General features: G+C 54.3%; 9 protein-coding genes. 5 read left to right on the top strand and 4 right to left on the bottom strand.

The window, feature by feature from the left end; all coding sequences use genetic code 11:
* Positions 1-12: 12 nt before the first annotated feature.
* Positions 13-657, bottom strand: a complete 645-nt coding sequence (locus AC6I8T_RS18445) for an OapA family protein (protein WP_302474898.1) — start codon at positions 655-657, stop codon at positions 13-15.
* A 216-nt stretch (positions 658-873) separates the two neighbouring features.
* Between AC6I8T_RS18445 and bamJ the strand changes: the two genes are divergently transcribed.
* Entirely contained in the window at positions 874-1,494 is a 621-nt protein-coding gene (gene bamJ, locus AC6I8T_RS18440; protein WP_021183558.1) for a BamJ family beta-barrel-assembly machinery protein, read from the top strand.
* Positions 1,495-1,531: 37 nt separating this feature from the next.
* On the opposite strand, the gene AC6I8T_RS18435 is transcribed toward bamJ, so the two are convergent.
* Entirely contained in the window at positions 1,532-3,478 is a 1,947-nt protein-coding gene (locus AC6I8T_RS18435; protein WP_497834226.1) for a bifunctional 2',3'-cyclic-nucleotide 2'-phosphodiesterase/3'-nucleotidase, read from the bottom strand.
* A 284-nt stretch (positions 3,479-3,762) separates the two neighbouring features.
* Between AC6I8T_RS18435 and cysQ the strand changes: the two genes are divergently transcribed.
* Positions 3,763-4,509 (top strand): 3'(2'),5'-bisphosphate nucleotidase CysQ, encoded by a 747-nt coding sequence (gene cysQ, locus AC6I8T_RS18430; protein ID WP_021183556.1) that lies wholly within the window; start codon positions 3,763-3,765, stop codon positions 4,507-4,509.
* A 39-nt stretch (positions 4,510-4,548) separates the two neighbouring features.
* Here the strand turns inward: cysQ and AC6I8T_RS18425 are convergent, their stop codons facing one another.
* A complete protein-coding gene (locus AC6I8T_RS18425; RefSeq protein WP_021183555.1) occupies positions 4,549-5,103 on the bottom strand; it encodes a YtfJ family protein in 555 nt (184 codons plus the stop codon).
* 318 nt (positions 5,104-5,421) lie between these two features.
* Here AC6I8T_RS18425 and AC6I8T_RS18420 point away from each other — a divergent pair, with 318 nt between their 5' ends.
* The gene (locus tag AC6I8T_RS18420) at positions 5,422-5,628 is read left to right on the top strand and encodes a DUF1107 domain-containing protein (RefSeq protein ID WP_208724257.1); all 207 of its coding nucleotides are present in this window, start codon (positions 5,422-5,424) and stop codon (positions 5,626-5,628) included.
* Between the two features lie 46 nt (positions 5,629-5,674).
* Here AC6I8T_RS18420 and paeA read toward each other — a convergent pair whose 3' ends face one another.
* Positions 5,675-7,018 carry a polyamine export protein PaeA gene (gene paeA / locus AC6I8T_RS18415; RefSeq protein ID WP_021183553.1) on the bottom strand — a complete coding sequence of 448 codons (1,344 nt, stop codon included), beginning with the start codon at positions 7,016-7,018 and terminating at the stop codon, positions 5,675-5,677.
* 451 nt (positions 7,019-7,469) lie between these two features.
* On the opposite strand from paeA, the gene tamA reads away from it, so the two are divergent.
* Positions 7,470-9,209, top strand: coding sequence for an autotransporter assembly complex protein TamA (gene tamA / locus AC6I8T_RS18410; RefSeq protein WP_437180261.1), 1,740 nt, complete (start codon positions 7,470-7,472; stop codon positions 9,207-9,209).
* Positions 9,206-12,976 carry an autotransporter assembly complex protein TamB gene (tamB, locus tag AC6I8T_RS18405; RefSeq protein WP_497834225.1) on the top strand — a complete coding sequence of 1,257 codons (3,771 nt, stop codon included), beginning with the start codon at positions 9,206-9,208 and terminating at the stop codon, positions 12,974-12,976. Before tamA ends, tamB begins: the two co-directional genes overlap by 4 nt.
* Position 12,977: the final 1 nt, after the last annotated feature.

Raw genomic sequence — 12,977 nt, 5'->3', positions numbered from 1 at the left:
CCGGCTTTTTTGTTATTGCGCGCGGATAAAGCTGCCGTCTGGCTGACGGGTAAACAGCACCGGTCCGTTGCCGCTGTCCACGGTTAATCCTGTCACCACACCCTGGGCATTCTGACGAATTTTCACCTGCTGACCACTTTGCAACGCACTTAGCGGTTGATCGTTGCCTTCCACTCGTGCCATCGCAAACACATCATTCACCGGTAAATTGTTATCGCGAAACAGCTGCGCCAGCGTCTGGCCAGAGGCAACGGTATAGGTGTGCCACTCACCCTGTGAATCAGCGGCTGGTGTGCTCTTGTTGTCATAAATCTCCGCCTGCATCGGTACCTCTTTGGGTGCGCTTTCGCTGACCGGGCGTTCCACCGGATACTGCGGCGTGCTGCTGGGCCACAGAAAGGCTAACAGGATAACCAGCAGCGCAATCACGATACCGCGCCGGTGCAGCGCGGGCAGGGGATCCATCCAGCGAACATTGTCCAGCAGATGCCAGACGCGGTGCAGACCGCCAACAAAGCGGGAAGGGGTAGCTGAAGCCATTCGTGAAACCTCCTCACTGGCGGCCTGGCGTTTACCTTGCGGCAGCCAACGTTGCAACCAGGGTAAAAAAGTACGCGATGCGCGCGTCCTGCGACGTCGTGGGGCGATCTGGCCCATGTATTCTCTCTTATCTCGACGGAGGAAAGGCTCATCCTCTCCTCTAGTGTAGTATGGGCAATGTGGGCACGAAGTGCCTGCCAGCATTGAAAAATTTGACGTCTGTATTGTTTCTCTTTCCCTGAGAAATGTCATCTGTGATGCGCGAGATTTTACGCCAGCGGCCTGCGCTGTTATGCTGCCGTTTCTATTTTTCTCCGGGATTAAGGAAACAAGATGACAACCCCTTCATTCGACAGCGTCGAAGCACAAGCAAGTTACGGTATCGGTTTACAGGTAGGCCAGCAGCTGCTGGAGTCCGGACTGCAAGGTTTGCAGCCGGAAGCGCTGCTCGCGGGCCTGCGCGACGCGCTGGAAGGGAATTCACCGGCAGTTCCGGTTGATGTGGTTCACCGCGCCCTGCGCGAAGTACACGAGCGTGCTGAAGGCGTGCGTCGTGAGCGCGTACAGGCGATGGCGGCAGAAGGTCAGAAGTTCCTTGAGCAGAACGCACAGCGTGAAGGCGTAAGCAGCACCGAATCAGGTCTGCAATTCAGCGTGATCAAACAGGGTGATGGGGCTATCCCGTCTCGTCAGGACCGCGTGCGTGTGCACTACACCGGTAAACTGATTGACGGCACCGTGTTTGATAGCTCTGTGGCGCGTGGCGAACCGGCAGAATTCCCGGTAAGCGGCGTGATTGCCGGCTGGATTGAGGCTCTGACCCTGATGCCGGTTGGTTCCAAATGGGAACTGGTTATCCCTCATAACATTGCCTACGGTGAGCGTGGCGCGGGTGCCTCCATCCCGCCGTTCAGCACCCTGATCTTTGAAGTAGAGCTGCTGGAAATCCTGTAAGGCTCAGGCAGGGCGGCGATTTGCCGCCCGCCATCCCTCACTGCTGTTGTAAATTTACCTGCCAAATCGCAAAACCAATCTCGTCACTTCCTACCGCTTTCATCGGATAATCCGCGTGTTGCTTGATAAAGCCAGTAGCTTTCGCGCCAGGTGCGGTTTCGAAACGGATATCTAACGGCGTAGAGGTATGAATCGCTGCCAGACGCCAGTTATGATCCGCCTGCGGTTTAACCTCGCCATGCACTTTGGTTTCGCTGCTGATATAAGCCGCTACCACCGAGCGGTTCTCATCGGGCGAAGCAAACGCCACAAACTTATCTCCTGTCCCCGCAAATTTGCCGCCGTAAGCGCGATAGTTATTGGTTGCCACCAGGAATGTCATGCCGGGATCAATGGGTTTGCCCTGCCAGGTGAGATCCTTAATACGTGAGGCATCTTTATTGATCAGCTGACATTCGTTGTCGTAGCGCGCCGGTTGGGTGACATCAATCTGATACTGCACGCCGTCAATGACATCAAAGTTATAGGTGCGGAAGTCCCAGTTGATCAACGATTGTGGTTGAGTGCTGTGTGGATCGATCTGGTTAAACTGCCCGGCAGAACACTCCAGCCACTCCTTCACCTGCTCCCCGCTGACCTTCATTACCACCAGGGTGTTGGGATAGAGATAGAGGTCTGCGGCATTGCGAAAGGTTAGATTGCCTTTCTCCACTTCCACGTAGCTGGTCGGATCGTTTTTGCGACCACCCGCTTTGAATGGGGCCGCCGCACTCAGTACCGGCAAGCGGCTGAGATCGGGATCGCCCTGAACAAAATGTTCAACATAGGCACGCTGGGCGTTATTGACGATCTGCACTGTAGGATCGTCCTGTACCAGCGAGAGATAGCTGTACATCACATCAGCGGATTTGCCGATCGGTTTGGCGACAAAGGCGCGCGTAGCACGATGATCCTGTGCCAGTACTTTCACCAACCCGACGTCTTCAGCAGCCAGTGATTTTTTGGTCACACTATCATAAATCGGACGCGCCTCGGCTTTGCCCTGCTTCACCTGCCAGTGACCGCCGGCGTTATCCAACACCAGATCGACTACACCGAGGTGATCGCCCCACATGCCAGGCATCACGGCGGGCACGCCATTCAGCGTCCCCTGTGCAATGTCTGCGCCTTTAATAGCGGCAAAATCTTTACTCGGGAACACCGCATGCGCATGCCCAAACATGATGGCATCAATGCCTGGAACCTGGCTGAGGTAGTAAACCGAGTTTTCCGCCAGGGCGTGATACGGCTCACTGCTTAAACCGGAATGTGGGATAGCGATGATTATTTCAGCACCTTTTGTACGCATTTCCGGCACATAACGCTTCGCTGTTTCCGTGATGTCATCAACGCGAACTTTTCCCTGTAGATTGTTGCGATCCCAGATCATAATCTGCGGCGGAACGAAGCCGATGTAACCGATTTTTAACTTTTGTGGCTTCCCGTCGCGGTCAGTGACGGTCGTTTCTTTAATAAGATAAGGGGTAAACAGCGGTTTTCCGCTTTTCAGGTCAATAATGTTGGCGTTCACATAAGGAAAACGCGCGCCCGCCAGCGCTTTTTTCAAATAAGGCAGGCCATAATTAAATTCGTGGTTGCCGAGATTACCAACGCTGTAATCCAGCGTATTAAGCGCTTTGTACACCGGATGGACTTCGCCGGGTTTCAACCCTTTCGCTGCCATGTAATCACCGAGCGGGCTGCCCTGAATGATGTCGCCATTGTCCACCAGCACGCTATTTTTGACTTGCGAACGCGCCTGATGAATCAGCGTGGCGGTACGTACCAGGCCAAACTTTTCTGTTGGGGTGTCTTTGTAATAGTCAAAGTCCATCATATTGCTGTGCAGATCGGTGGTTTCCAGAATGCGCAAATCCACCGTTGCGGCCTGTGCCAGAGCGGCTGAAAGGCCGAATGTCAGTAACGCCATGCTCACTTTGAACATGTTGCCTCCTTGTTGCTGTCCAATTGGCCTCTCAAAATAATGTAAAAAGGTGACAAATTGTCAGATGAAAACGTGATGTGCTTCAGGGTTTTGCCATGTGGCTGTACCGATGCCACAGAGCATCAGGTCACAGATGACGGCATGCGTTGAACTATGATATTGATATTAAAATAGATTGCGCTCGCCCCGGCGTGTGCCTCGGGTAACACGGGTCGCCTGCTAAAATGGATACAGGTTTACCGTTGGCAGCGAGTAAGCAGAATCAGCAGAAAAAGAGGTGAAGTATGTTAGAGCAAATTTGCCAGCTGGCTCGTGAGGCGGGCGATGCGATTATGCAGGTTTACAACGGCGTACAGCCGATGGATATCGAACGCAAGGCTGACGACTCTCCGGTCACGGCAGCTGATCTCGCCGCGCATAAAGTCATTGTGAGCGGGCTGAATAGCCTGACGCCTGACGTACCGGTGTTGTCAGAGGAAGATCCACCAGGCTGGGAAATCCGTCAGCACTGGCAGCGTTACTGGCTGGTCGATCCGCTGGACGGTACCAAAGAGTTTATCAAGCGTAATGGTGAGTTCACGGTAAATATCGCCCTGATTGAAAAAGGAAAACCCGTGCTGGGTGTGGTGTATGCGCCCGCCATCGGCGTGCTTTATTCCGCTGCGGAAGGCAAAGCCTGGAAAGAAGAAGGGGGCAACAAAACCCAGGTGCATGTGCGCGATGCACGCCCGCCGCTGGTGGTGATCAGCCGTTCCCATTTTGATAAGGATGAGGAACTGAAAGAGTATTTGCAGCAGTTGGGTGAACATCAGACGACGGCCATCGGCTCATCACTAAAATTCTGCCTGGTAGCAGAGGGGAAGGCCCAACTCTACCCGCGCTTTGGACCAACTAACATTTGGGATACCGGTGCCGGACACGCCGTCGCGATCGCCGCAGGCGCGCATGTGCATGACTGGACCGGCAAAACCCTTGACTATGCTCCGCGTGAATCGTTCCTCAATCCTGGCTTTCGCGTGTCGCTGTTTTGATCCGCAAACCGTAACGTAACGGCGCGATAAATCGCGCCGCTACTTCAGCAGTTGATGTAACAGCGTCATCACCTGCTGTACTTCTTGTTGCGTCAGTGCACCATCTTTGGCGAACTGCACATGCCCGCTCTTATCCAGCACCACCACCGCTGAACCGCCACTTTCCAGTTGCCAGGCTTTACGCGCGTTGCCGTTGCTATCGACGATAAATTGCGACCACGGATATTGCTGCTTATTACTTTCGATGCTGCTACGTACAAACATACCGGTGCCTGGAATGGCATCGTCAGTATTGACCACGGTGGTGGTCTGGTAGCGGTCATGTGGCAGACCGGCGGCTTTAATGGCTTCAACCAATGCCGCATTTTGTTCTTTAGCTGACGATCGCCCGGCAATATGCTGGATGACCCGCACTTTGCCGATGAGCTGCGCGCTATTCCACGGGCGATAACTAAATTTATCCTGCTGCCAGAGCAATTCTCCTTTGTCATTGATACCGACCGCAGGTACGCGCTCCCCCTGTTTGAACAGGTGTGCCGCAGCGAGATTAGGTAAAAGTAGCGCCAGTGCAAACACCAGATGTGGCAATCGCATGAAAGTTGCTCCTGAGTGATCAGACCAGTTGGTCATGTTCCTGCAATAATAAGCGTGGATGATGCGCCCTGTCGCGGCGAGTTCACAGCTTTGTAACCAACGCCACAATTCCTTAATGTCCGAAGGTTTATACTGGATTGTGTGACCGTGATAACAGAGTGTTCTGTAATGATGTGTCAATTCAGTAAAAAAATCATTTTTTCGGAACATCCGCAACGCAGGATGTTCTATAGTTTAGGCCTCATTTGCGCTTCATGGGCTCGTACCGATTTTGGCAACGGCGAAGCGTTTTACATCTGTACAGGAGTTAAGAACAGCATGAAGATCTTCCAGCGTTATAATCCGCTGCAAATTGCGAAATACGTAAAAACGCTATTTAAAGGAAGGTTGTACATCAAGGACGTTGGCGCATTCGAGTTCGATAAAGGGAAGGTGCTTATCCCGCGCGTCAAAGACGTGCAGCACTTAAGCGTGATGTCCGAAATCAATCGCCAGGTGCTGCGGCTACAAGCCGAGTACAATTAAGCAGAAGAAAGGGCGCCGATGGCGCCCTGAATTTTTTATCGCGTGGTTACGATGAGGGATTTTCAGCATCAGCGGCGGCGTTTTTCGCCACATTCAGCACCGGCGGGCGTTCATCAATACGCGTTACCAGCAACTGGTCGATGCGATAGCTGTCGATATCCACCACTTCAAACTTATAACCCGCAAACTTCACAAAATCAGTACGTTTCGGGATCTTGCGCAGCATATACATCATAAAGCCGCCGATGGTTTCATAGTTGCCCGACTGTGGGAACTCATCGATATGCAGCACGCGCATCACGTCATCAATCGGCGTACCGCCTTCCACCAGCCACGAATTCTCATCACGCGCCACAATCTGTTCTTCGAGCCCCTGACCGACCAGATCGCCCATCAGGGTGGTCATCACATCATTGAGCGTGATAATACCGACCACCAGCGCGTATTCGTTCATAATCACCGCAAAATCTTCACCGGCGGTTTTAAAACTTTCCAGTGCTTCGGATAACGTCAGCGTATCCGGCACAATCAACGCAGAGCGAATTTGCACGCCGCTGTTTAGCGTCATGCTTTGATTACCCAGTACGCGCAGCAGTAACTCTTTGGAATCGACATAACCGACAATATGGTCAATATCGCCATCGCAGACGAGGAATTTGGAGTGCGGGTGCTCGGCGATTTTCGCTTTCAGGCTGCTTTCGTCTTCGTGCAGATCAAACCAGACGATATTTTCACGCGACGTCATGGAAGAAGGCACGGTGCGGGACTCCAGCTCGAACACGTTCTCAATCAGCTCATGTTCCTGCTTACGCAACACCCCGGCCAGTGCACCGGCTTCCACCACGGCGTAGATGTCATCGGAGGTGATGTCGTCCTTACGCACCATCGGCAGGTTAAAAATACGGAAGAAGACGTTCGCGAGTCCGTTAAACAGCCATACCAACGGGCGGAACACCAGCAGGCAAAAGCGCATCGGATTGATGATACGCAGCGCAATGGCTTCCGGCGCGATCATGCCAACCCGTTTCGGGGTTAAATCGGCAAACAGAATGAACATGCTGGTGACGATGGTGAAGGAGCAAATAAAGCTCAGTTGATCGGCCAGCTCTGGCGAGACAAAACGGGTGAACAGCGAGTTAAAAGCGGGGGAGAAGGCCGCATCGCCGACGATACCACCGAGGATCGCCACCGCGTTCAGGCCAATCTGCACCACGGTAAAGAACATACCCGGCGTCTCCTGCATCTTCAGGACACGCTGAGCATTAATATTTCCTTCATCAGCCAGCAGTTTAAGCTTGATCTTGCGGGCAGCCGCCAGCGAGATTTCCGACAGAGAAAAAAAGGCACTGATAATAATCAGTAAAAGAATGACAAGTAAGCTATCGAGCATAAATGGTCCGTTGGGTTAATCACTTGTCATTTTTGGCCTGGGCAGCTCAGAAAGGGCGTACATCCGGTACTTACCAGTCAAACAGGGCTATCCGTGCCAAAAATGTCTGCGCCAATTCGACAAGTCAGTAAACGTCGGGGCAGAAATGAAAGCAGGCGATGCCTGCCGGACGGTGATTATAGCAGCAGCGCTCATCATGCCGCCAGCGGAGACGTAACAGCGCTTAAGATTAGTCTGAGTGCTTGTCAAGAACCCGCAGAAGCGCCGCTTCGTTGTTGTATCGCTCCGGTCATTTGCCGACAATAGACACGATTTGGCTTAATTGCCGTTTTTACGCAGCTGTTCGGGGAAAAGAGCGGCTATGCTGATGGGTATGCCTGCACGGGTTTTACCCGCGAAACAAAAAAATGCCCCTGCGGAATAGGGGCAGGCATTATTAACAGGAGTAAGCGTGCCACGATTTCATATTTATTGCATGGCCAGCCTGTTGCTGGTCGCACCTGCCCTTCATGCGGCCAAGGTGCGATTGCAGCTGGAAGGCTTATCCGGGGATTTAGAGAAAAACGTCAGGGCGCGCCTCTCCACCATTGGTAGCGACGAGGTTTCCAACGACGGTCGTTTCCGCGCGCGTGTTGCCGTAGCGGTTAAAGAGGGGCTACGCGCCCTGGGTTACTATGAGCCTCAGATTGATTTCGAATCGCGTCCGGCACCGCCGCAGGGGGGACGCCCGGTATTAATCGCGCGCGTCACGGCCGGAGAGCCTGTCAAGATTGGCGGCAGTACCATCGTGGTGGAAGGCGCCGCGAAAAACGATCCCGACTACAAAGCTTGGGTTAAGCAGGGCACCCCGAAGGTGGGTACTCAGCTCAATCATGGTGATTACGACAAATTTAAAAGCGGGTTCTCCAGCCTGGCGCTGCGTAATGGTTATTTCGACGGTGACTTTAAGCAGAGCCAGCTTGGCGTGTCAGTGGAGCGTCGTGAGGCGTTTTGGAACATCGACTATGACAGCGGCCCACGTTATCGCTTTGGTGATGTAACTTTTCAGGGATCGCAGATTAATGAAGCCTATCTGCGCAATCTGGTGCCGTTTAAAGAGGGCGATCCCTACAGCTCGCGCGATTTGGCAGAACTAAACCGCCGTCTCTCCGCCACGGGGTGGTTCAACTCGGTCGTGGTGGCACCCGAATTTGATAAAGGGCGACAAACCAAAGTGTTGCCGCTCAATGCCGTTGTTTCTCCGCGCACGGAAAACACCATCGAAACCGGTATCGGTTACTCCACCGATGTCGGGCCGCGTCTGAAAGGCACCTGGAAAAAGCCGTGGATTAATGACAGCGGTCATAGCCTGACCACCAGCGCCTATATTTCCGCGCCGGAACAGCAGCTCGATCTCAGCTATAAAGTCCCGCTGCTGAAAAGCCCGCTGGAACAATATTATACCTTCTCCGGTGGGGTAAAACGCACCGACCTGAACGATACCAAAGCTGACACCACCACGCTTGGCGTGTCACGTAACTGGGACAGCAGCAGCGGCTGGCAAAGAGCCGTCAACCTGCGCTGGAGTCTCGACCACTTTACCCAGGGTAGCGTCACCAACACCACCATGCTGCTGTATCCCGGCGTCAGCCTTAGCCGTACCCGTTCGCGTGGTGGCTTGATGCCAAACTGGGGCGATTCCCAGCGCTATTCAGCAGATGTGTCGGATACCACCTGGGGTTCAGATGTCGACTTCCTGATCTTACAGGCGCAAAACGTCTGGATCCGCACGCTGGGTGAGAAGAATCGCTTTGTGCTACGCGGCAATCTTGGCTGGATTGAGACCAACGATTTTGAAAAAGTCCCGCCCGACTTACGCTTCTTCGCCGGGGGTGACCGCAGCATTCGCGGTTACAAATATCAGGGAATTTCACCGCGCGATGACAACGGTAAGCTGACCGGCGCCTCGAAACTGGCGACCGGTTCTCTCGAATATCAATACAACGTGACCGGAAAATGGTGGGGAGCGGTGTTCATCGACTCCGGCGAAGCGGTGAACGACATCAAACAAAGCAACTTTAAAACTGGCGCGGGCTTTGGCGTGCGCTGGGCTTCTCCGGTCGGGCCAATCAAACTCGATATCGCTCGTCCGATTGGTGATGATGAGGAGCATGGATTGCAATTTTATATCGGACTGGGGCCTGAACTATGAAGCTGTGGAAAAAGGTCCTGATAGGTTTTGGTATTTTTCTGCTGCTGATTCTCGGCAGCGTGGCGTTTCTGATTGGCACCACACCGGGTTTGCATCTGTTGTTGAAAGGGGCCGATCGCTGGGTGCCGGGATTATCCATCAACAAAGTCGAAGGTGGCTGGCGCGATCTGACGCTCAGTGGCGTGAAGTATGAAATGCCGGGCGTCAGCGTGGATGCCGGACGCTTCCATCTGGCGCTCAACCTGAATTGTCTGCTGCACTCCTCGGTGTGTGTCGATGACATCGGATTGCAGGATGTCAGCGTGGTGGTGGATAGTAAGAAAATGGCACCGGCTAGTGCGCCTGCGCCGGAGCCGGAGAGCGGGACGACCAATCTCAGCACCCCCTATCCGATCACCCTCAGCAAAGTCGGCCTGCATAACATCAATGTCAAAGTGGATGACACGGCGATTTCGCTGCTGGATTTCACTACCGGCCTGCACTGGCAGGAGCGTGCGCTGACACTGACACCAACCCATATTGAAAGCCTGCTGATTGCGCTGCCTAAAGTAGCCAAAGTCGTCGATGAGCAGGTGGTGCAGCCGAAAGTTCAGCAACCGCAGCCGGAAGAGAAACCGCTGGGCGAGACGCTACAGGCGATGTTTGCTCAACCGCTACTGCCTGCGTTACCGGACTTTACACTGCCGCTGGATATCACCGTGCAGGAGCTGAGCGGTAAACAACTGCGACTGACCGGCGATACCGATGTCACCATCAACAGCCTGCTGCTGAAAGCCCAGACGAACGATCGCCATCTGCAACTGGAAACCTTCGATGTGGATTCCACCCAGGGGCAGGTCAACGCCAGCGGTGAGGCCACTCTGGCCGATAACTGGCCGGTCAATTTTGCGCTCAGCGGTGCGGTGAATCTTGACCCGATTAAAGGGGAGAAGATCAAACTGAACCTGAGCGGCGCGCTGCGTGATGAGTTAAAGCTGGCGCTTAATCTCTCTGGCCCGGTGCAGGCGCAGTTAGATGCTGCCGCCCAGCCTGCGGTGGTGGGGCTGCCGTTGTCACTGAAACTTACCAGCCCGCAACTGCGTTGGCCGCTGACCGGCCCGGTGCAGTATCAGGCGGATAAGCTGGATTATCAGTTTAAAGGCAAAGCCACCGATTACGTGATGTCATTGCGTACGGCGGTGAAAGGAGAAGGTGTCCCACCTGCTGACATCTCACTCGACGGCAAAGGCAATGTGCAGCAGTTCAACCTCGACAAGCTGCGGGTGGCGGCGTTGCAGGGCAATATCGACCTGACCGCGCTGGTGGACTGGAGCAAAGCGATCAGCTGGCACAGTGAACTGACGCTATCCGGCATCAACACCGCCAAACAATACCCGGAGTGGCCAGCGAAGCTGGATGGCAAAATCGCCACACGCGGTAGCCTGTACGGCGGCAGTTGGCAGCTGAGCGTGCCGCAGCTACAGCTGAAAGGGAATGTGAAAAATAATGCGGTCAGCGCCGATGGTTCTCTCACCGGCAACAGCTACAACCAGTGGAAAATCCCCGGAATCAATCTGGTGCTGGGGCGTAACCATGTTGATGTCAAAGGCGAGCTGGGTGATGCACTGAATCTGGACGCCGTCATTGATGCGCCGCACCTCGACAATGCGCTGCCTGGGTTGGGCGGTGTGGTGAAAGGCAACATCAAGGCACGAGGAACGCTACAGGCACCGCAGGTGCTGGCTGACCTTACCGCTACCGGCTTGCGCTGGCAGGCGCTGAGCATTGCGCGTGTTGCGTTGCAGGGGGACGTGAAATCCAGCGACCAGGTGGCGGGTAAACTGCAACTGCGCGTTGAGCAACTGAAGCAGGATACGCTGGCGATCAATCTGCTCACGCTCAATGCTGACGGCAACGAAAAGCAGCATCAGTTGAAACTGAACGTGCAGGGTGAGCCGGTTTCCGGTCAGCTGGCGCTCAACGGCAGCTTTGACCGCAAAACGCAGCACTGGCAGGGGACGTTGAACAATACCCGCTTCGACACCCCGGTAGGCGAGTGGCGTCTGACGCGGGCGATGGCGATTGATTATCTCAACAGCAAACAAACCGCGACTATCGGGCCACACTGCTGGCAAAACCCGAATGCGCAGGTATGCGTGCCGGAGCCGATTGAAGCGGGTGCCAGTGGTCACGCCCATGTGGTGCTGAGTCGTTTTGATTTAGCGATGATCAAACCTTTCCTGACCGATGAAACTAAGCTGACCGGCGTATTCAGCGGTGATGCACGCGTGAACTGGACGGCCGACGGCGCACTGCCGACCGGCACCGTTGCACTGAAGGGCAATGGCGTGAAAGTCGAACAGGATGTGCAGGGTAATACGTTGCCGATTGCTTTCGACACCCTGAACCTCAATGCCGCCATGCACAACGGTCGTGCCCGGCTCGACTGGCTAATTCGCATTGTGAATAACGGGCAGTTAAGTGGCGATGTGCAAATCGCTGACCCCGAGAAACGTCGTCAGCTATCGGGTAACGTCAACATCAGCAATATTTCGCTGGCAATGTTCAACCCGGCATTGATGCAGGGCGAGAAGATCAAGGGCAATCTCAACAGCGCCCTTCGGCTCGGCGGCAATCTGCAACAGCCGCAGGTGTTCGGCCAGTTGGCGTTGAGTGGCGTGGACGTTGAAGCCAGCTTTATGCCGGTTGACCTCACCGAAGCTAACCTCAACATGGTATTTAACGGGATGAGTTCGACCCTCAATGGCTTGATCCAGACCGCCCAAGGCAATATCAACCTTAACGGCAATGCTGACTGGAGCCAGCTCGATAACTGGCGTGCGCGTATTGCCGCGCAGGGCAGCCGGGTACGCGTCACCGTACCGCCAATGGTGCGTATGGATGTGTCGCCAGACCTGGTGTTTGAAGCGACGCCAGCGGCTTTCAATCTTGATGGCCGGGTGGATATTCCCTGGGCGCGCATCACCGTGCAGGAAGTGCCGGAAAGTGCAACTGGCGTGTCGTCGGACGAAGTGATGCTGGACCAGAATCTGAAACCGATTCAGCCGAAAACCAACGCCATCCCGATCAACAGCAATCTGGTTATCCACGTCGGAAACGATGTGCGTTTGTCAGCCTTCGGCCTGAAAGCGAAGCTGAATGGCGACCTGAAGCTGGTGCAGGATAAAACCGGTCTTGGACTGAACGGCCAGATTAATATCCCGGACGGTCGTTTTCGTGCTTACGGTCAGGATCTGATTGTACGCAAAGGCGAGTTGCAATTCGCCGGACCGCCTGATCAGCCCTATCTGAACCTCGAAGCTATCCGCAACCCGGAATCGACTGAGGATGATGTCACCGCCGGGATTCGCGTAACCGGGTTAGCCGATGAACCTAAAGTTGAAATCTTCTCCGACCCGGCGATGTCGCAGCAGGAGGCGCTTTCTTATCTGTTGCGTGGTCAGGGACTCGATGCCAACGGCGACAGCAATGCACTAACTTCTGCGTTAATTGGCCTGGGGGTTGCACAAAGTGGGCAGGTTATGGGTAAAATCGGGGAGACATTTGGCGTCAGTAACCTTGCGCTTGATACCACCGGTGTTGGCGACAGCCAGCAGGTGCAGGTAAGTGGTTATGTGTTGCCGGGTCTGCAAGTAAAATACGGTGTTGGCATATTTGATTCACTGGCGACCTTAACCTTGCGTTATCGCCTGATGCCCAAACTCTATTTGGAAGCCGTGTCTGGCGTTGATCAGGCACTGGATTTGCTCTATCAGTTTGAGTTTTAGC

The sequence above is a fragment of the Pantoea sp. X-Soil-OKNW-556 genome (genome assembly GCF_059730695.1).
Note: the sequence above shows the minus strand (reverse complement) of the source record. Positions and strands in the feature narration are given on the sequence as shown.